The sequence below is a fragment of the Klebsiella sp. BIGb0138 genome, from assembly GCF_004342285.1.
GTDB lineage: Bacteria > Pseudomonadota > Gammaproteobacteria > Enterobacterales > Enterobacteriaceae > Klebsiella.
Genome location: NZ_SMCV01000003.1, coordinates 500026 through 519720, shown reverse-complemented (window position 1 = coordinate 519720; position 19695 = coordinate 500026). Strand labels below are relative to the sequence as shown.

Annotated in this window: 22 protein-coding genes; 18 read left to right on the top strand and 4 right to left on the bottom strand. The window is 56.6% G+C overall.

Annotation, left to right across the window (positions count from 1 at the left end; genetic code table 11):
- Positions 1-137: 137 nt before the first annotated feature.
- From EDF73_RS10540 to EDF73_RS10530, 3 genes are read left to right on the top strand one after another with little or no spacing between them, the layout of a single operon-like run.
- Positions 138-878, top strand: coding sequence for an amino acid ABC transporter permease (locus tag EDF73_RS10540; protein ID WP_132728916.1), 741 nt, complete (start codon positions 138-140; stop codon positions 876-878).
- Positions 879-880: 2 nt separating this feature from the next.
- Positions 881-1555, top strand: coding sequence for a glutamate/aspartate ABC transporter permease GltK (gene gltK, locus EDF73_RS10535; protein WP_132728914.1), 675 nt, complete (start codon positions 881-883; stop codon positions 1553-1555).
- Positions 1555-2280 carry an amino acid ABC transporter ATP-binding protein gene (locus tag EDF73_RS10530; protein ID WP_045854468.1) on the top strand — a complete coding sequence of 242 codons (726 nt, stop codon included), beginning with the start codon at positions 1555-1557 and terminating at the stop codon, positions 2278-2280. Before gltK ends, EDF73_RS10530 begins: the two co-directional genes overlap by 1 nt.
- 64 nt (positions 2281-2344) lie before the next feature.
- Here the strand turns inward: EDF73_RS10530 and EDF73_RS10525 are convergent, their stop codons facing one another.
- The gene (locus tag EDF73_RS10525; RefSeq protein WP_132729037.1) at positions 2345-2827 is read right to left on the bottom strand and encodes a zinc ribbon-containing protein; all 483 of its coding nucleotides are present in this window, start codon (positions 2825-2827) and stop codon (positions 2345-2347) included.
- 223 nt (positions 2828-3050) lie between these two features.
- Here EDF73_RS10525 and leuS point away from each other — a divergent pair, with 223 nt between their 5' ends.
- The 14 genes from leuS to lipA all read left to right on the top strand — a co-directional run bounded on the left by leuS (position 3051) and on the right by lipA (position 17521).
- Entirely contained in the window at positions 3051-5633 is a 2583-nt protein-coding gene (gene leuS, locus EDF73_RS10520; RefSeq protein WP_132728912.1) for a leucine--tRNA ligase, read from the top strand.
- 14 nt (positions 5634-5647) lie between these two features.
- Complete coding sequence (gene lptE / locus EDF73_RS10515; protein ID WP_132728910.1) at positions 5648-6238, top strand: LPS assembly lipoprotein LptE; 591 nt, start codon at positions 5648-5650, stop codon at positions 6236-6238.
- Positions 6238-7269, top strand: coding sequence for a DNA polymerase III subunit delta (gene holA, locus EDF73_RS10510; RefSeq protein WP_132728909.1), 1032 nt, complete (start codon positions 6238-6240; stop codon positions 7267-7269). The genes lptE and holA overlap by 1 nt, the downstream gene beginning before the upstream one ends.
- A complete protein-coding gene (nadD, locus tag EDF73_RS10505) occupies positions 7262-7912 on the top strand; it encodes a nicotinate-nucleotide adenylyltransferase (protein WP_165905689.1) in 651 nt (216 codons plus the stop codon). Before holA ends, nadD begins: the two co-directional genes overlap by 8 nt.
- Before the next feature lie 95 nt (positions 7913-8007).
- The gene (locus EDF73_RS10500) at positions 8008-8637 is read left to right on the top strand and encodes an adenosylcobalamin/alpha-ribazole phosphatase (protein ID WP_132728907.1); all 630 of its coding nucleotides are present in this window, start codon (positions 8008-8010) and stop codon (positions 8635-8637) included.
- A 221-nt stretch (positions 8638-8858) separates the two neighbouring features.
- A complete protein-coding gene (gene rsfS / locus EDF73_RS10495) occupies positions 8859-9176 on the top strand; it encodes a ribosome silencing factor (RefSeq protein ID WP_132728905.1) in 318 nt (105 codons plus the stop codon).
- A 3-nt stretch (positions 9177-9179) separates the two neighbouring features.
- Entirely contained in the window at positions 9180-9647 is a 468-nt protein-coding gene (rlmH, locus tag EDF73_RS10490) for a 23S rRNA (pseudouridine(1915)-N(3))-methyltransferase RlmH (RefSeq protein WP_132728904.1), read from the top strand.
- A gap of 27 nt (positions 9648-9674) precedes the next feature.
- Positions 9675-11576, top strand: coding sequence for a peptidoglycan DD-transpeptidase MrdA (gene mrdA, locus EDF73_RS10485; RefSeq protein ID WP_132728902.1), 1902 nt, complete (start codon positions 9675-9677; stop codon positions 11574-11576).
- The gene (gene mrdB, locus EDF73_RS10480) at positions 11576-12688 is read left to right on the top strand and encodes a peptidoglycan glycosyltransferase MrdB (RefSeq protein ID WP_132728901.1); all 1113 of its coding nucleotides are present in this window, start codon (positions 11576-11578) and stop codon (positions 12686-12688) included. The genes mrdA and mrdB overlap by 1 nt, the downstream gene beginning before the upstream one ends.
- Positions 12689-12698: 10 nt before the next feature.
- The gene (gene rlpA, locus EDF73_RS10475) at positions 12699-13808 is read left to right on the top strand and encodes an endolytic peptidoglycan transglycosylase RlpA (protein WP_132728899.1); all 1110 of its coding nucleotides are present in this window, start codon (positions 12699-12701) and stop codon (positions 13806-13808) included.
- Between the two features lie 142 nt (positions 13809-13950).
- A complete protein-coding gene (dacA, locus tag EDF73_RS10470) occupies positions 13951-15150 on the top strand; it encodes a D-alanyl-D-alanine carboxypeptidase DacA (RefSeq protein ID WP_132728897.1) in 1200 nt (399 codons plus the stop codon).
- Between the two features lie 113 nt (positions 15151-15263).
- Positions 15264-15527: a DUF493 family protein YbeD gene (gene ybeD, locus EDF73_RS10465; protein WP_004859527.1), complete on the top strand. Its 264-nt coding sequence runs from the start codon at positions 15264-15266 to the stop codon at positions 15525-15527.
- Positions 15528-15630: 103 nt separating this feature from the next.
- Positions 15631-16275, top strand: coding sequence for a lipoyl(octanoyl) transferase LipB (gene lipB, locus EDF73_RS10460; protein WP_132728896.1), 645 nt, complete (start codon positions 15631-15633; stop codon positions 16273-16275).
- A gap of 280 nt (positions 16276-16555) precedes the next feature.
- Positions 16556-17521, top strand: a complete 966-nt coding sequence (gene lipA, locus EDF73_RS10450; protein WP_132728894.1) for a lipoyl synthase — start codon at positions 16556-16558, stop codon at positions 17519-17521.
- A 238-nt stretch (positions 17522-17759) separates the two neighbouring features.
- On the opposite strand, the gene tatE is transcribed toward lipA, so the two are convergent.
- Together tatE and EDF73_RS10440 are read right to left on the bottom strand one after the other, a co-directional pair.
- Positions 17760-17966 (bottom strand): twin-arginine translocase subunit TatE, encoded by a 207-nt coding sequence (gene tatE / locus EDF73_RS10445; protein WP_041144572.1) that lies wholly within the window; start codon positions 17964-17966, stop codon positions 17760-17762.
- 127 nt (positions 17967-18093) lie between these two features.
- Positions 18094-18882 carry a deaminated glutathione amidase gene (locus EDF73_RS10440; RefSeq protein WP_132728893.1) on the bottom strand — a complete coding sequence of 263 codons (789 nt, stop codon included), beginning with the start codon at positions 18880-18882 and terminating at the stop codon, positions 18094-18096.
- Positions 18883-18972: 90 nt separating this feature from the next.
- On the opposite strand from EDF73_RS10440, the gene crcB reads away from it, so the two are divergent.
- Complete coding sequence (crcB, locus tag EDF73_RS10435; RefSeq protein ID WP_132728891.1) at positions 18973-19356, top strand: fluoride efflux transporter CrcB; 384 nt, start codon at positions 18973-18975, stop codon at positions 19354-19356.
- 57 nt (positions 19357-19413) lie between these two features.
- On the opposite strand, the gene cspE is transcribed toward crcB, so the two are convergent.
- Positions 19414-19623: a transcription antiterminator/RNA stability regulator CspE gene (gene cspE / locus EDF73_RS10430; RefSeq protein ID WP_004859511.1), complete on the bottom strand. Its 210-nt coding sequence runs from the start codon at positions 19621-19623 to the stop codon at positions 19414-19416.
- Positions 19624-19695: the final 72 nt, after the last annotated feature.

Below are 19695 nucleotides of genomic sequence, written 5' to 3'. Positions count from 1 at the left end.
TGCCCTCCCGATCGTTGTGATAGCACGGACAGACTATACGGTGGCTGGTCGTTCCCCAGCCGCCGCGAATACCGAAACAGGCTGAACAATGATCTTCGAGGGTAGCGCTGCTACCCTTTTTTTTCCAGGAGTCATTTATGTCAATAGACTGGAACTGGGGTATTTTCCTGCAACAGGCCCCGTTCGGCAACACTACCTATCTGGGCTGGCTATGGAGCGGCTTTCAGGTCACCGTCGCCCTGTCGGTCACCGCCTGGATTATCGCTTTTTTCGTTGGTTCACTGTTTGGCATTTTGCGTACCGCCCCCAATCGCTGGCTATCGGGCATCGGTACCTGCTACGTCGAACTGTTCCGTAACGTCCCGCTGATCGTTCAGTTCTTTACCTGGTATCTGGTGGTGCCGGAACTTCTGCCGGAAAACCTCGGCATGTGGTTCAAGTCCGAGCTGGATCCCAATATTCAGTTCTTTCTCTCTTCGATGATGTGTCTGGGCCTGTTTACCGCGGCGCGCGTATGCGAACAGGTTCGCGCCGCCATTCAGTCGCTGCCGCGCGGACAGAAAAACGCCGGGCTGGCGATGGGCCTGACGCTGCCGCAGACCTATCGTTACGTGCTGCTGCCCAACGCCTATCGCGTGATTGTGCCGCCGATGACTTCCGAAATGATGAACCTGGTGAAAAACTCGGCCATCGCATCGACCATCGGGCTGGCCGATATGGCGGCGCAGGCGGGCAAGCTGCTGGATTACTCGGCCCACGCCTGGGAATCCTTTACGGCGATTACCCTTGCCTACGTGTTTATTAATGCGGTGATTATGCTGGTGATGTATGTGGTTGAACGCAAGGTCCGCCTGCCGGGCAATATGGGGGGCAAATAATCATGTACGATTTTGACTGGAGTTCCATCGTTCCTTCCATGCCCTACCTGCTGGCCGGGCTGGTTATCACCCTGAAAATCACCGTGACCGCCATTATTATCGGTATCGTCTGGGGGACGCTGCTGGCGGTTATGCGCCTGTCGAGCTTCCTGCCGCTGGCGTGGTTTGCCAGGACTTACGTCAACGTGTTTCGCTCCATCCCGCTGGTTATGGTGCTGCTGTGGTTTTATCTGATTGTCCCCGGCTTTCTGCAGAACGTGCTGGGCCTGTCGCCAAAGAGCGATATCCGGCTGATTTCAGCCATGGTGGCCTTCTCGATGTTTGAAGCGGCCTACTATTCGGAAATTATCCGCGCCGGTATTCAGAGTATTTCCCGCGGCCAGTCCAGCGCCGCGCTGGCGCTGGGGATGACCCACTGGCAATCCATGAAGCTGATTATTTTGCCGCAGGCGTTTCGCGCCATGGTCCCGCTACTGCTCACTCAGGGCATCGTACTGTTTCAGGATACCTCGCTGGTCTACGTCCTGAGCCTGGCCGACTTCTTCCGTACCGCCTCCACCATCGGCGAGCGTGACGGAACCCAGGTCGAGATGATCCTGTTCGCAGGCGCCGTTTATTTTGTTATTAGTCTCAGCGCATCGCTGTTGGTCAGCTGGTTGAAGAAAAGGACTGTGTAATGATTACCCTGAAAAACGTTTCAAAATGGTATGGTCACTTTCAGGTGCTGACCGACTGCTCCACGGAAGTGAAAAAAGGTGAAGTGGTGGTGGTTTGCGGGCCTTCTGGCTCCGGGAAATCGACGCTGATTAAAACCGTTAACGGGCTGGAGCCGATCCAACAGGGCGAGATCACCGTTGACGGCACCCAGGTGAACGATAAAAAAACCAACCTCGCCAAACTGCGCTCCCGCGTGGGGATGGTGTTCCAGCACTTTGAACTGTTTCCACACCTGTCGATTATCGACAACCTGACGCTGGCGCAGGTGAAAGTGCTCAACCGCGATAAAGCCGCTTCCCGTGCCAAGGGCCTGAAGCTGCTGGAGCGCGTGGGCCTCTCCGCCCATGCAGAAAAATACCCGGCGCAGCTCTCCGGCGGCCAGCAGCAGCGTGTGGCCATCGCCCGGGCGCTATGTATGGATCCGATTGCCATGTTGTTTGACGAACCGACGTCAGCGCTGGATCCGGAGATGATCAACGAAGTGCTGGATGTCATGGTCGAGCTGGCGAATGAAGGGATGACGATGATGGTGGTCACCCACGAGATGGGCTTTGCCCGTAAGGTGGCCAACCGGGTAATCTTTATGGATGAGGGGAAGATTGTCGAAGACGCCGACAAGGAAGCGTTCTTCGCCAACCCGCAATCCGAACGCGCAAAAGATTTCCTCGCCAAAATCCTGCATTAATCCTGCGGCGCGCGCCGTTCGGTGCGCGCCCGCTCCCCTTCCCCGCGGCGATCGACCTCGCTCATCAGGGTTCAAAAGGACGACGCTGGAACTGATCGTGGCCGCATTTCGGGCAGCGCGGCAGCACGTCCGGGGTATAGACCGCCAGATGAAAATGACAATGCTCGCATACCAGATTCCCCAGCCCCACCACTTCCCCACTGTGGTACACCCCGTGATGGTTAAGATCCTGGAACACCTCGCGCCATTCCAGCTGGGTTTTATCGGTAATATCCGCCAGCTCCTGCCACAGACTTTCCTTTATCACGCGCATAAATACGCTGTCCGACAGCTCATCCTGACTCTCTTCATAGCTGCGCGCGAACTCTTCGAGATCGCGTCTGACCGCGGTGGTCAGTGACTCCACTTCGCGCTGCGTTAACTCACCGGAGTGGCTCATTTTCACCCGCGCCTGCTCCACCAGAGTGTCAATATCGCGCTCTCCATTGCGTAGCCGTTCACTGAGCGTCGACACCAGTTCACGGTAGAATTGAGCAACCTTGTTCATCATTTCGCCTCCGCTGTGGTTAACTTCTTCTAATAATAGACGTTATTTGCCATCTGCTTTGCCAGTTGGCCCACAGAGTCGCTAAATATTCTCCGCCGCTTTTGCCGATGTTAATGTGCGAAAGGCTGTTTTGACGTGGGCGTTTGGGCTATGCTATGCCGATCTGATAACACATCCATTGGCTACATTTGTAGCTGTATTGAAAACAGGACCACTGGCTGCCATGCAAGAGCAATACCGCCCGGAAGAGATAGAATCGAAAGTCCAGCTTCACTGGGACGATAATCGTACATTTGAAGTCACTGAAGACGAGAGCAAAGAGAAGTATTACTGCCTGTCGATGCTTCCTTATCCTTCTGGCCGACTACACATGGGCCACGTGCGTAACTACACCATCGGCGACGTCATCGCCCGCTACCAGCGTATGCTGGGCAAAAACGTTCTGCAGCCCATCGGCTGGGATGCGTTTGGCCTGCCTGCAGAAGGCGCGGCGGTAAAAAACAACACCGCCCCGGCCCCGTGGACCTACGACAACATCGCCTACATGAAAAACCAGCTGAAAAAGCTGGGCTTCGGCTATGACTGGAGCCGTGAAGTGGCGACCTGCACCCCGGAATATTACCGCTGGGAGCAAAAATTCTTCACCGAGCTGTATAAAAAAGGGCTGGTGTACAAGAAGACCTCGGCGGTGAACTGGTGCCCGAACGACCAGACCGTACTCGCCAACGAACAGGTTATCGACGGCTGCTGCTGGCGTTGTGATACCAAAGTGGAGCGTAAAGAGATCCCGCAGTGGTTTATCAAAATCACCGCCTACGCCGACGAGCTGCTGAACGATCTGGATAAGCTGGATCACTGGCCGGATACCGTGAAGACCATGCAGCGCAACTGGATTGGTCGCTCTGAAGGGGTAGAAATCTCCTTCAACGTTAACGAGTACGCCGACAAGCTGACCGTCTACACCACCCGTCCGGATACCTTCATGGGCTGTACCTACCTGGCCGTTGCCGCGGGTCACCCGTTGGCGCAGCAGGCGGCGGCGACCAACCCGGAGCTGGCTGCGTTTATCGACGAATGCCGCAACACCAAAGTCGCAGAAGCCGAAATGGCGACGATGGAGAAAAAAGGCGTCGATACCGGCTTTAAAGCGATTCACCCGCTGACCGGCGAAGAAATTCCGGTCTGGGCGGCAAACTTCGTGCTGATGGAATACGGCACCGGCGCCGTCATGGCCGTTCCGGGTCACGATCAGCGCGACTACGAATTTGCCAGCAAATACGGCCTGAACATTAAGCCGGTTATCCTGGCGGCGGACGGTTCGGAACCGGATCTGTCCGCGCAGGCGCTGACCGAAAAAGGCGTGCTGTTCAACTCCGGCGAATTCAACGGCCTGAGCCATGAAGCCGGTTTCAACGCCATCGCCGATAAACTGGCGGCCATGGGCGTTGGCGAGCGTAAAGTTAACTATCGTCTGCGCGACTGGGGCGTTTCCCGTCAGCGTTACTGGGGCGCACCGATCCCGATGGTGACGCTGGAAGACGGCACCGTAATGCCAACCCCGGACGACCAGCTGCCGGTTATCCTGCCGGAAGACGTGGTCATGGATGGCATCACCAGCCCGATCAAGGCCGACCCCGAGTGGGCAAAAACCACCGTAAACGGTCAGCCGGCGCTGCGCGAAACCGACACCTTCGATACCTTTATGGAATCTTCCTGGTACTACGCGCGCTACACCTGCCCGCAGTACGACGACGGCATGCTGGATCCGAAAGCGGCCAACTACTGGCTGCCGGTCGATATTTATATCGGCGGGATCGAGCATGCGATCATGCACCTGCTGTACTTCCGTTTCTTCCACAAACTGATGCGCGACGCGGGCATGGTGAACTCCGACGAGCCGGCGAAACAGCTGCTGTGCCAGGGGATGGTGTTGGCTGACGCCTTCTACTACGTGGGTGAAAACGGCGAGCGTAACTGGGTCTCCCCGGTGGATGCCAGCGTTGAGCGTGATGAGAAAGGCCGTATCGTCAAAGCCTACGATCCGCAAGGTCGTGAGCTGGTCTATACCGGCATGAGCAAAATGTCCAAGTCGAAGAACAACGGCATCGACCCGCAGGTGATGGTTGAGCGCTACGGCGCGGATACCGTGCGCCTGTTTATGATGTTCGCCTCTCCGGCAGATATGACCCTCGAATGGCAGGAATCCGGCGTAGAAGGGGCTAACCGCTTCCTGAAACGCGTCTGGAAACTGGTTTACGAGCACGCGACCCAGGGCGCGGTTGCCGCACTGGACGTTGCCAGCCTGAGCGAAGATCAGCAGGCGCTGCGTCGCGATGTGCACAAAACCATCGCCAAAGTCACCGATGATATCGGCCGTCGTCAGACCTTCAACACCGCGATCGCCGCGATCATGGAGCTGATGAACAAACTGGCGAAAGCGCCGCAGGAAAACGAGCAGGATCGCGCGCTGATGCGTGAGGCTCTGCTGGCGGTGGTGCGCATGCTCAACCCGTTCACCCCGCACGCTTGCTTCACCCTGTGGCGGGAGCTGGGCGGTGAAGGCGATATCGATAACGCACCGTGGCCGGTCGCCGACGAAAGCGCGATGGTTGAAAATACCACCCTGGTGGTTGTCCAGGTTAATGGTAAAGTTCGTGGTAAAATTACCGTTCCGGTCGATGCCACCGAAGATCAGGTGCGTGAACGTGCTGGTCAGGAACATCTGGTCGCGAAGTATCTCGACGGTGTAACCGTACGTAAAGTGATCTACGTTCCGGGTAAACTGCTCAATCTGGTCGTTGGCTAAGCGCAGGAGGAAGCGTGCGATATCTGGCAACATTGTTGTTATCTCTGGCGGTGTTAATCACCGCCGGATGCGGCTGGCATCTGCGGAGCACCACCCAGGTGCCCACCGCGATGAAAACCATGATCTTTCAGTCGAGCGATCCGAATGGTCCGTTGAGTCGTTCACTCCGCAATCAGCTGCGCCTGAATGGGGTCGAACTGATCGATGCCAGCACGCTGCGTAAGGATGTCCCTTCTCTGCGTCTGGATTCATCGTCGATTCAGAAAGACACGGCCTCCATTTTCCAGGACGGCCGTACGGCTGAATACCAGATGGTGATGACGGTTCAGGCCAGCGTACTGATCCCGGGTCATGATATTTATCCGATCAACACCAAGGTCTACCGTTCGTTCTTCGATAACCCGCAGGCGGCGTTAGCGAAAGATGCCGAGCAGGATATGATCATCCAGGAGATGTACGACAAAGCCGCAGAACAGCTGATTCGTAAGCTGCCAAGCGTCCATGTTGCCGATGTCGAAGCCACGAAAGAGGAAGAGAAGACGGTCGCCCCGACTGCCGCCTCCGCGACCTCTGGCAACCGCGTCTCCACCACGCTGGGTAACTGATGATTCGGTTGTACCCTGAACAACTCCGCGCGCAGCTCACCGAAGGGCTGCGCGCGGCCTATTTACTCCTCGGGAGCGACCCTCTGCTGCTGCAGGAAAGTCAGGACGCGATTCGCGAAGCGGCTACGCCTCAGGGCTTTACCGAACACCATACCGCGACCATCGACGCCAGTACCGACTGGCCCGCCCTCTTCTCGCTTAGCCAGGCAATGAGCCTGTTCGCCAGCCGTCAGACGCTACTCCTCGTCCTGCCGGAAAACGGCCCCAACGCGGCGATTAACGAACAGCTCGCCACCCTGGTTGGCATGCTACACGATGATTTGCTGCTGATTGTTCGCGGCAATAAGCTGACTAAAGCGCAGGAAAACGCCGCCTGGGTCACCGCCCTGGCCAGCCGCGCGGTGCAGGTCAGCTGTCAGACGCCGGAACATGCGCAGCTGCCGCGCTGGCTGGCGGCACGGGCAAAACAGCATCATTTGCAGCTTGATGACGCCGCCAGCCAGCTGCTGTGCTATTGCTACGAAGGCAACCTGCTGGCGCTGGCGCAAGCGCTGGAACGACTCTCCCTGCTGTGGCCGGATGGCAAACTCACGCTGCCGCGCGTCGAGCAGGCGGTGAACGACGCCGCCCACTTTACGCCCTACCACTGGGTGGATGCGCTGCTGGCCGGCAAAAGCAAACGGGTGCTGCATATCCTGCAACAGCTGCGTCTGGAAGGGAGCGAGCCGGCGATTCTGCTGCGTACGCTTCAGCGCGAGCTGCTGCTGCTGGTTAACCTGAAGCGCCAGTCGGCCCAGACGCCGCTGCGCGCTTTGTTTGATAAGCATCGGGTGTGGCAGAATCGTCGTCAGCTGCTCAGCGACGCGCTGGCGCGCCTCAGCAATGACCAGCTGCGCCAGGCCGTAACCCTGCTGACCCGCGCGGAAATCACCTTTAAGCAGGATTACGGCAGCGCCATCTGGCCGGAATTAGAAAGTCTCTCTTTATTGCTCTGCCATAAAGCGTTGGCGGACGTGTTTATTGATGGTTGATATGACTCAGTTGCAGGCAATGTACGGCGGCACCTTCGATCCGGTGCATTATGGTCACCTCAAACCGGTCGAGATTCTGGCAAACCAGATAGGCCTGAGGAAAGTGATTATTGTGCCGAATAATGTGCCGCCACATCGCCCGCAGCCTGAGGCGACCGGCGCCCAGCGTAAACATATGCTGGAACTGGCCATCGCCGATAAGCCCCTGTTCGTGCTTGATGAGCGCGAGCTGCAGCGGCAGACGCCCTCCTGGACCGCGCAAACCCTTGAAGAGTGGCGACAGGAGCAAGGCCCGAAGCGGCCGCTGGCGTTTATTATTGGCCAGGACTCGCTGCTGACCTTCCCGACCTGGCACAATTACGCCACGATTCTCGATAATGCGCATCTGATCGTCTGCCGACGCCCGGGGTATCCGCTGGTCATGAAGCGTGATGAAGATCAGCAGTGGCTGGATGCGCATTTAACTCACGACGTTGAACTGCTGCACAGCCGCCCAGCCGGCGCGATCTACCTGGCGGAGACGCCATGGTTTGATATTTCAGCCACCCTGATTCGTCAGCGCCTGGAGCAGGGTGAATCCTGCGCCGATATGCTGCCCGCCGCGGTGCTGGAGTATATCCACCAGCAAAAGCTCTATTGCTAACCCTTCGCTAAGGCAGCCCCGGCCGCGGATCTGCCAGCGCCGTGTCGTTTGGCTTATACTCAGCATCATTCACGTTGCCAGAAGGCCTTACGATAGTGAGATTATGGTTAGTTCGTCATGGCGAAACCCAGGCCAATGCAGCCGGCCTCTATAGCGGACACGCCCCTACCCCGTTGACCGAGCGCGGCGTCATGCAGGCGCAAACCCTCGGCCAACGCTTGCAGGCGGTGCCGTTCGACCTCGTGTTGTGCAGTGAGCTGGAACGGACCCAACGTACCGCCAGCCTGCTCCTCGGCGGCCGCGAAATTCCCCGCCAGATTGTCCCTGAACTCAATGAGATGTTTTTCGGTGATTGGGAAATGCGCCACCATCGGGATTTACAGCGTGAAGATGCGGAAAACTATGCCGCCTGGTGCGCGGACTGGCAGCATAGCGCGCCCACTAACGGCGAGGACTTTCAGACTTTCGCCCGCCGCGTCGACACCGTTGTGGATAAGCTGCCGCAGTACCAGCACCTTGACCATCTGCTGATCGTCGGCCATCAGGGGGTTCTGAGCCTGCTAATCGCGCGGTTGCTACAGCTGCCGGCGGCGGCGATGTGGCATTTCCCTATCGCGCATGGCGCATGGAGCGCATTCGATCTGCGCCATGATTTCGTCACGCTGCGGGTACTAAATAGCCAGGCCGTCTGGCAGAGGGAAGAAGAATTCCGCGCAGACCATTGACAGGTCAGAGCAGGCTGTTATTCTCCGCAGCCTGAACGCATCCGCCAATCCATGCAGGCAGAAATTGTTTTACAAAAATGGCGATGCAATCGCGGGCGATGGATGGGATGATAGCCGCCTTCAACGCCTGTCGGCCGACATTTATCCCGACTTTTACACCAGTTCAGGTATACTGTCAGGCTGTTTATTATTATCAAACTTCACTCACCCAGGGGGAACTCTTGCAGGGTAAAGCACTCCAGGATTTTGTTATCGACAAAATTGATGACCTGAAAGGTCAGGACATCGTTGCCATTGACGTTCAAGGCAAATCCAGCATTACAGATTGCATGATTATTTGCACCGGCACCTCCACGCGCCACGTCATGTCCATCGCCGACCACGTGGTGCAGGAGTCTCGCGCCGCCGGTATGCTGCCGCTGGGCGTTGAGGGTGAAAGCGCCGCCGACTGGATTGTTGTCGATCTCGGCGATGTCATGGTTCACGTCATGCAGGAAGAGAGCCGTCGTCTGTACGAGCTGGAAAAACTCTGGAGTTAATGCGTGAAGCTGCAACTGGTGGCCGTTGGCACCAAAATGCCGGACTGGGTGCAGACCGGCTTTAGTGAATACGTGCGCCGTTTTCCAAAAGATATGCCGTTCGAGCTGCTGGAAATTCCCGCCGGTAAACGCGGTAAAAATGCGGACATCAAGCGGATCCTCGAAAAAGAGGGCGAAATGATGCTGGCGGCCGCGGGCAAAAACCGCATCGTGACCCTGGATATTCCGGGGAAACCGTGGGATACGCCGCAGCTGGCGCGTGAACTGGAACGCTGGAAACAGGATGGCCGCGATGTCAGCCTGCTCATTGGCGGCCCGGAGGGCCTCTCTCCGGCGTGTAAAGCAGCAGCGGAACAGAGTTGGTCGCTCTCCACGCTCACCTTGCCTCATCCGCTGGTACGCGTACTGGTCGCTGAGAGCCTGTATCGGGCGTGGAGCATTACCACCAACCACCCTTACCACCGTGAATAATGATGACCAGGGTAGACTAAGCAGCGAATGAAATTACAGAATTCTTTCCGCGACTATTCGGCTGAATCCTCGCTGTTCGTGCGCCGGGCGCTGGTCGCTTTTTTGGGGATTTTGCTGCTTACCGGCATACTGGTTGCCAATCTTTATAACGTGCAGATCGTTCGCTACACCGACTATCAGACGCGTTCCAATGAAAACCGCATCAAGCTGGTTCCCATTCCGCCAAGCCGCGGCATTATCTATGACCGTAACGGCACGCCGCTGGCGCTGAACCGCACCATCTACCAGCTGGAGATGATGCCGGAAAAAGTGGATAACGTGCAGCAAACGCTGGATGCCTTGCGCGATGTGATCGATCTGACCGACGATGATATTGCCGGCTTCAAAAAAGAGCGCGCGCGTTCCCATCGCTTCACCTCGATTCCCGTCAAGGTGAACCTCAGCGAAGTACAGGTCGCCCGCTTCGCGGTTAACCAGTACCGCTTTCCCGGCGTCGAAGTCAAAGGCTATAAACGCCGCTACTACCCCTATAACTCCGCCCTTACCCACGTTATCGGCTACGTCTCAAAAATTAACGATAAAGACGTCGAGCGCCTGGATAAAGAAGGCAAGCTGGCGAACTACGCCTCAACGCACGATATCGGCAAGCTCGGTATCGAACGCTACTATGAAGATGTCCTGCACGGTCAGACCGGTTATGAAGAGGTTGAAGTCAACAACCGCGGCCGCGTCATTCGTCAGCTCAAAGAGGTGCCGCCGCAGGCCGGGCGCGATATCTATTTAACCCTCGATCTTAAGCTGCAGCAGTATATCGAGACGCTGCTGGCCGGTAGCCGCGCCGCGGTGGTGGTCACCGACCCGCGCAGCGGCAGCATCCTCGCGCTGGTTTCCACCCCAAGCTACGACCCGAACCTGTTCGTTGACGGGATCTCCAGCAAAGATTACTCCGGCCTGCTGAACGACCCGAATACCCCGCTGGTCAACCGCGCGACGCAGGGGGTCTATCCGCCGGCGTCGACGGTGAAGCCCTATGTCGCGGTATCGGCGCTGAGCGCGAATGTCATCACCCGCAATACCAGCCTGTTCGATCCCGGCTGGTGGCAGCTGCCCGGCTCGGATAAACGCTATCGCGACTGGAAAAAATGGGGCCACGGACACCTGAACGTCACCAAAGCGCTGGAAGAGTCGGCGGATACCTATTTCTACCAGGTTGCCTATGATATGGGGATCGACCGCCTCTCCGAATGGATGAGTAAATTCGGCTACGGTCACTATACCGGCATCGATCTGTCGGAAGAGCGATCCGGGAATATGCCCACCCGTGAATGGAAGCTGAAGCGCTTTAAGAAACCCTGGTATCAGGGCGACACCATTCCGGTTGGCATCGGCCAGGGCTACTGGACCGCAACGCCGATTCAGATGAACAAAGCGTTGATGATCCTGATTAACGACGGCGTGGTAAAAGTGCCGCACCTGCTGCAAAGCACCGTTGAAGATGGCAAACAGGTGCCGTGGGTGCAGCCGCACGAGCCGCCGGTCGGCGATATTCACTCCGGCTTCTGGGAAATCGCCAAGGATGGGATGTTTGGCGTGGCTAACCGCGGCAACGGTACCGCGCATAAATACTTCGCCAGCGCGCCTTATAAAATTGCGGCGAAATCCGGTACGGCGCAGGTCTTTGGCCTGAAGGCCAATGAAACGTATAACGCACACAGAATCGCCGAACGTCTGCGTGACCATAAACTGATGACGGCGTTTGCCCCTTATAACAACCCCCAGGTTGCTGTCGCTATCATTCTTGAGAACGGCGGTGCCGGCCCGGCGGTCGGTACCATTATGCGCCAGATTCTCGACCACATTATGCTGGGTGATAACAACACCAATCTGCCGAGTGAAAACCCGGCGGTAACGGCGGGGGAGGATCAATAATGACTGATAATCCGAATAAAAAATCGCTATGGGATAAAATCCATCTCGACCCGACGATGGTGCTGATTTTGCTGGCGCTGTTGACCTACAGCGCGCTGGTTATCTGGAGCGCCAGCGGCCAGGATATCGGGATGATGGAGCGCAAAATTGGCCAGATCGCCATGGGCGTGGTGATCATGATCGTCATGGCGCAAATTCCGCCGCGGGTGTATGAAGGCTGGGCGCCCTATCTCTACATCTTCTGTATTATCCTGCTGGTGGCGGTCGATGCCTTCGGCGCCATTTCCAAAGGCGCGCAGCGCTGGCTCGATCTCGGCGTCGTTCGCTTTCAGCCGTCGGAAATTGCCAAAATCGCCGTGCCGCTGATGGTAGCGCGCTTCATCAACCGCGATGTCTGTCCGCCTTCGCTGAAGAATACCGCCATTGCGCTGGTGCTGATTTTCCTGCCCACCCTGCTGGTCGCCGCGCAGCCCGACCTCGGCACCTCTATTTTGATCGCCCTGTCAGGCCTCTTCGTGCTGTTCCTCTCCGGATTAAGCTGGCGTCTGATCGGCGTGGCGGTCGTGCTGGTGGCCGCCTTTATCCCGATTTTATGGTTCTTCCTGATGCATGATTATCAGCGGCAGCGCGTGATGATGCTGCTTGACCCGGAGACCGACCCGCTGGGTGCCGGCTATCACATTATCCAGTCGAAAATCGCCATTGGTTCCGGCGGCCTACGCGGCAAAGGCTGGTTGCACGGTACCCAGTCGCAGCTGGAATTCCTGCCGGAGCGCCATACCGACTTTATCTTCGCGGTGCTCGCCGAAGAGCTTGGCCTGATTGGGGTTCTGGTGCTGCTGGCGCTGTATATCCTGCTTATTATGCGCGGGCTGTGGATCGCCGCCCAGGCGCAAACCACCTTCGGCCGGGTCATGGCCGGTGGTTTAATGTTGATTTTATTCGTTTATGTCTTCGTAAATATTGGTATGGTGAGTGGTATTTTACCAGTGGTGGGGGTACCGTTGCCGCTGGTCAGCTATGGGGGCTCAGCCCTGATCGTATTGATGGCCGGGTTTGGTATCGTGATGTCGATCCATACCCACAGAAAAATGTTGTCGAAAAGCGTTTAAGGGGTTCGCGATGCGTAAGCAATGGCTGGGGATCTGCATAGCAGCGGGGCTGCTGGCGGCATGTTCGGGTGAAGACGTTCAACAGAAAACGGTCAGCACTCCGCAGCCGGCAGTGTGTAATGGCCCGAGCGTGGAAATCAGCGGCGCCGATCCGCATTATGAGACGCCGAATGCGACGGCGAATCAGGATTATGAGCGCGATGGCAAGCGCTATAAAATCGTCCAGGATCCGTCTAACTTTACCCAGACCGGTCTGGCCGCCATTTATGACGCGGAACCCAACAGCAACCTGACCGCCTCCGGCGAAGCCTTCGACCCGACGCAGCTGACCGCCGCGCACCCTACGCTGCCGATTCCCAGCTATGTGCGGGTGACTAACGTGGCGAACGGTCGGATGATCGTGGTGCGGATTAACGATCGCGGGCCGTATGGCAACGATCGCGTCATTTCGCTCTCACGCGCCTCCGCCGATCGTCTGAACACCTCGAATAACACCAAAGTGCGCATCGATCCGATCATCGTCGCGCCGGACGGCTCGCTCTCAGGCCCGGGAATGGCCTGTACCACCGTCGCGAAACAAACCTATGCCTTACCGGCGCGTCCGGATCTTGACGGCGGCACCAGCGTCTCGCCCGATCAGCCGACGCAAGCCGACGTTCGCCCGATCAGCAATTCGACGCTGAAGCCGGAAGATAGCGTCGGCGCACCGGTAAACAGCAGCGGCTTCCTCGGCGCGCCGACGCCGCTGAATAACGGCGTGCTGGAAAGCAGCGAACCCGTCGTTCAGGCGGCCCCGGTCACCGCTCCCGGCTCTATTCAAGGCAGCGTAACCCCTGCAGCGCCTGCGGCGGCTGCCGCAACGACCGCGGTCGCCGCCTCCGCGGCCTCCGCCAGCGGCGACTTTGTCGTGCAGGTCGGTGCCGTCAGCGATCGGGGCCGCGCGCAGCAATATCAGCAGCGCCTCAGCCAGCAGTTTTCCGTGCCTGGCCGTGTTGTGCAGAACGGCGCGGTGTGGCGCATTCAGCTAGGTCCGTTCGGCAGTAAAGCGCAGGCCAGCACCGTACAGCAGCGCCTGCAAAGCGAAGCGCAGCTGCAATCATTTATTACTCACGCCAACTAAACACGCAGGACCGTTGTCCGCGGGACTATGCGCATGACAAAGTCATTAACAAAGTCATGCGCAATGTCGGATGCCGGTCCACAGAGCATTTGTTATAGTAGGGCACTTTTTTAACTTCATCACGGATGCCGTTGTTCACACCATGAAGACCTCTTTCACCGCACGTTTACTCGTTACGGCCCTCTCCGTTGCAGCACTCTCTTCCGCTGCCCACGCCGATGACCTGAATCTCAAAACCATGATCCCAGGCGCCCCGCAGATTGATGCCGAATCATGGATCCTTATCGATTACAATTCGGGCAAAGTGCTGGCGGAGAATAACGCCGATGCCCGTCGCGACCCGGCAAGTCTGACCAAAATGATGACCAGCTACGTTATCGGCCAGGCCATGAAAGCGGGTAAGTTTAAAGAATCCGATCTGGTCACGGTGGGTAACGATGCGTGGGCGACCGGCAACCCGGTATTCAAAGGCTCTTCATTGATGTTCCTTAAGCCTGGTATGCAGGTCCCGGTTTCTCAGCTGATCCGCGGGATCAACCTGCAGTCCGGGAACGACGCCTGCGTGGCGATGGCCGACTATGTCGCCGGTAGCCAGGATGCATTCGTCAGCCTGATGAACAGCTATGTCAACGCGCTGGGCCTGAAGAACAGCCACTTCCAGACCGTTCACGGCCTGGATGCCGAAGGTCAGTACAGCTCCGCGCGCGATATGGCGCTGATTGGCCAGGCGCTGATCCGCGACGTGCCGAACGAATACACCATCTATAAAGAAAAAGAGTTTACCTTCAACGGCATTCGCCAGCTGAACCGTAACGGTCTGCTGTGGGATAACAGCCTGAACGTCGACGGAATTAAAACCGGCCACACCGACAAAGCGGGTTATAACCTTGTGGCCTCCGCCACCGAAGGCCAGATGCGCCTGATCTCCGCCGTGATGGGCGGTCGTACTTATAAAGGCCGTGAATCTGAAAGCAAAAAGCTGCTGACCTGGGGCTTCCGCTTCTTCGAAACCGTTAACCCGCTGAAAGCCGGCAAAGAGTTCTCTTCTGAACCGGCCTGGTTTGGCGATAGCGATCGCGCCTCGCTGGGGGTCGACAAAGACGTTTATCTGACCATCCCGCGCGGCCGGATGAAAGACCTGAAGGCCAGCTACGTCCTGAACAATACCGAACTGCACGCGCCGCTGCAGAAAAATCAGGTGGTCGGTACCATTAACTTCCAGCTGGATGGCAAGACGATCGATCAGCGCCCGCTGGTGGTCCTGCAAGAAATTCCTGAAGGTAATTTCTTCGGCAAAATGATTGATTACATTAAGTTAATGTTCCACCACTGGTTTGGTTAAAAATCGAACGCTTGAAAGTGTGATTTACATCCCCATATACTTACTATCTAAGTAACCTGATAACTCCCACCCCTGTGGGAGTTATTATTTTTTGTCGTAACACCGGAGCTGACATGAAAACCAAACTTAACGAACTGCTTGAATTCCCTACTCCATTTACTTACAAAGTAATGGGGCAGGCGTTGCCTGAGCTGGTTGATCAGGTGGTGGAAGTGGTACAGCGCCATGCGCCTGGTGATTACTCCCCGCAGGTAAAGCCGAGCAGCAAAGGTAACTACCACTCGGTCTCCATCACCATCAACGCGACCCATATCGAACAGGTTGAAACCCTGTACGAAGAGCTGGGCAATATCGACATTGTCCGGATGGTGCTGTAACCCATTCCGCGACCCGGCCCCGTGCCGGGTCATCTCTCTCCCCCCGCTTTGCTGTGATATACTCGCCCCCCTAAGTCACTTCTCTCTCTGCGGAGACGTTGTTTTGCAGCATAACAAAATCCTTATCCGGCAACTTGGCCTGCAACCTTACGAACCAGTCTCGCAGGCGATGCACCAATTTACCGACGCCCGCGATGACGCGACGCCGGATGAAATCTGGCTGGTCGAACATCATCCGGTCTTTACTCAGGGCCAGGCGGGCAAAGCCGAACATGTGCTGGTTCCGGGCGATATTCCGGTGATTCAAAGCGATCGCGGCGGCCAGGTGACCTATCACGGCCCGGGGCAACAGGTAATGTACGTGCTCCTGAATCTCAAGCGCCGCAAGCTGGGCGTGCGCGAACTGGTGACGCTGTTAGAGCAGACCGTGGTCAATACGCTGGCGGAGTATGGGCTTGAATCCCACCCGCGCGCCGATGCGCCCGGCGTGTATGTCGGCGAGCAAAAAATCTGCTCCCTCGGTTTGCGCATCCGTAAAGGGTGTTCCTTCCACGGCCTGGCGCTGAATATCGCCATGGACCTGTCGCCGTTTCTGCGCATCAACCCCTGCGGCTACGCCGGAATGGAGATGGCGCAAATGCGTCAGTGGCGGCCGGATGTTCAGCCGCTGGAGGTAGCTCCACATCTGGTCGCTAACCTGCTGACCCTGCTGGGCAACCCGCCGCACGAATTTATTGCCGCAGCATAATGCTCGCCCGCCTTGCCGGGGCGCGACAGTTTACCCGTCGCGCGCAGGAGCCGTTGCCTGACAAGAAGCTCGACGCGGCTCTACCGGCATTTAAACAATAAAGCACGTGAGGATAAGCATAAAACAACAACTATTTTACAATTTGCCGAACAGGTAGGCTGCTTTCTGTCCCATTTCAATGGTATACTGCCTGTCCTTAATTCAAAAATAGTTGATAAATACAACATTTCCTTGAATTGATTCGCTTTCCTTCGTGACTCGCAACTGGAACACGCACGCTATGAGTAAACCCATTGTGATGGAACGCGGTGTTAAGTACCGCGACGCCGATAAAATGGCCCTTATCCCGGTGAAAAACGTGGCAACTGAGCGTGAAGCTCTGCTCAGAAAACCGGAATGGATGAAAATCAAACTTCCGGCTGACTCGTCCCGTATCCAGGGTATCAAAGCAGCGATGCGTAAGAACGGTCTGCACTCCGTGTGCGAAGAAGCTTCTTGCCCGAACCTTGCGGAATGCTTCAACCACGGAACAGCAACCTTTATGATCCTCGGCGCGATTTGTACCCGCCGCTGCCCGTTCTGTGACGTTGCACACGGCCGTCCGGTTACCCCGGATGCCAATGAGCCGCAGAAACTGGCGCAGACTATCGCCGATATGGGTCTGCGCTATGTCGTGGTCACTTCCGTTGACCGCGACGATCTGCGCGATGGCGGCGCCCAGCACTTTGCCGATTGCATCAGCGCTATTCGTGAGAAAAGCCCATCGATTAAGATCGAGACTCTGGTCCCTGACTTCCGTGGACGTATGGATCGGGCGCTGGATATTCTCAAGGTGACTCCACCGGACGTGTTTAACCACAACCTGGAAAACGTGCCGCGTCTGTATCGCCAGGTTCGTCCAGGCGCCGATTACAACTGGTCGCTGAAGCTGCTGGAGCGTTTTAAAGAAGCGCACCCGCAGATCCCGACCAAATCGGGTCTGATGGTCGGTCTGGGTGAGACCAACGCAGAGATTATCGACGTCATGCGCGACCTGCGTCGCCACGGCGTGACAATGCTGACTTTAGGCCAGTACCTGCAGCCAAGCCGTCACCACCTGCCGGTTCAGCGCTACGTCAGCCCGGATGAGTTTGAAGAGATGAAAGCCGAAGCGTTGGCAATGGGCTTCACCCATGCCGCCTGCGGTCCGTTCGTTCGTTCGTCTTACCATGCCGACCTGCAAGCCAAAGGGATGGAAGTGAAATAAGTTTCGCCTCCCCCGACCGCTGCGTGGAACACCTCACGCAGCGGTCCGTTTATCCCCCACTTCACCGCTTTCTTTGCCGCCTGCCCCACTTATCTGGTAACACTTGCTTGCACTTTTTTATACTGCGCCGATTGCAGGCAATAAAAAGAGGCCGCAACGGTCGTCGTTGCAGCCTCTTTCACCTTCAGACTCGCGCCTGTCGGTTAGCCCCTCCCGTCGTCGGGGAAGGCGCCGTTAATTACTCTTTATGAGAGAGCTTCTGTGCCGGAGTTTCTTCTTCCGCACTGGTTTTCTTCGCGCTATCGTCATCGTCGTTCATGGCTTTCTTAAAGCCTTTGATAGCGGAACCCAGGTCTCCACCCAGCGTACGTAGTTTTTTGGTACCAAACACTAAAATAATCAGTGCTGCGACAACCAGCAGTTTGGTAATACTAATCTCACCCATAGCTAACCTTCTTCTCTAAAACAAGCTGCGAATACGCCATCATACACGCGAACAATTAACGGCTATTTGACGCGCGGACACAATAGCAATCTGTAACAAGGTGAATCAAGCCTTGTTTAAAAAAACATCACAATAATTGCGGTGGCGCAAAACGACGGTTCTGCAACACCGGCAAACGCTCGCGAACCTGGCGCAGTGCGTCCAGCGAAATATCGGCCATGATCAGCTGCGGCCTGTCCGCCGCTCCCGCCAGCGTCGTTCCCAGGGGGTCGATAATACGGCTCTGGCCAATATTACGCGTTCCGCACTCGCCAGCCGCCACAATATAGCAGGTGGTATCCAGCGCTCGGGCGGCCAGCAGCGTGGCCCAATGATGCTCCTTCAGCGGTCCTCGTACCCATGCGGTGGGTAAAACCAGCACCTCAGCCCCCTTAAGCGCCAGCGCTAACGCCAGCTCGGGAAAGCGTAGATCGTAGCAGGTCATCAGCCCGACCTGCACGCCGTTGACGTCAATCAGCGGGGGGATGTGTTGCCCGGCATCAACCAGCCGTGACTCCTGCATATTAAACGCATCGTACAGGTGGAGCTTCTGATATTGGGCAATCACCTCACCCTGGCGTATCGCCACCAGCGTGTTGCTCGCACGACCGTCGCCAGACGGCACGTGTAACGTCAGGATCGTGGTCAGGTTATTATTCCGGCTCTCCTCGCGTAGCCGCTGCATAAAGCCGCCGTCTATCGCCTGCGCCGATTTTACCGATAAATCCGGGTCATTGTCGTCACGAGCCAGCAGGGCTTCCGGTAAAACCAGCAATGCAACTCCCAGCCCGGCCGCCTGCTCCATCAGCGTCACGCAGGTTTGCGCATTGATTCGCCAGTCTGGCGTTACAGCAAATTGTCCAGCAGCAACCAACATCTTCGTCTCCCGTCAGGTAATTCGTAGCCAGCCACGTATTTTGCGCGTTAAACTTAAATCCCTATATTAACCAAATAGCAGGGAACGACAGTGTCACAACTACTTTTAGCCGTTTTTGTCGGCGGCGGTACCGGCAGCGTATTACGCTGGTGGTTAGGAATGAAGTTCAATCCGATGCATCATGCCATACCCATTGGCACACTCACCGCCAACCTGCTGGGCGCGTTTATTATTGGTGCCGGGCTGGCGTGGTTTAATCGCCTGACGGATATTGACCCGATGTGGAAGCTGCTGATCACCACCGGTTTCTGCGGCGGTCTGACCACCTTTTCCACGTTTTCCGCCGAGGTTGTCTTCCTGCTGCAGCAGGGCCGCATCAGCTGGGCGCTGCTGAACATTCTGGTCAACCTGCTGGGTTCATTCGCCATGACCGCCGCAGCATTCTGGCTCTTTTCTCACGCCGCCAGCCGCTAGCAACAGGCGAAAAAAAACCCGCTAAACGCGGGTTTTTATATTCTACTGACGCAAGGCTTAGATAGCGTTTACGTTTGCAGCAGAAGGGCCTTTGGCACCGTTAGTGATTTCGAACTCTACACGCTGACCTTCAGCCAGAGTTTTGAAACCGTTGGACTGGATTGCAGAGAAGTGTACGAATACATCTTTGCTGCCATCTTCCGGAGTAATGAAACCGAATCCTTTGGACTCATTAAACCACTTAACGTTACCTTTAATCTTAGACATCAAAATTACCTTTATATGAAAAAACGACACTAATACTGTGTCGGACACCAGTACATCAATTGTGGTGCCTTT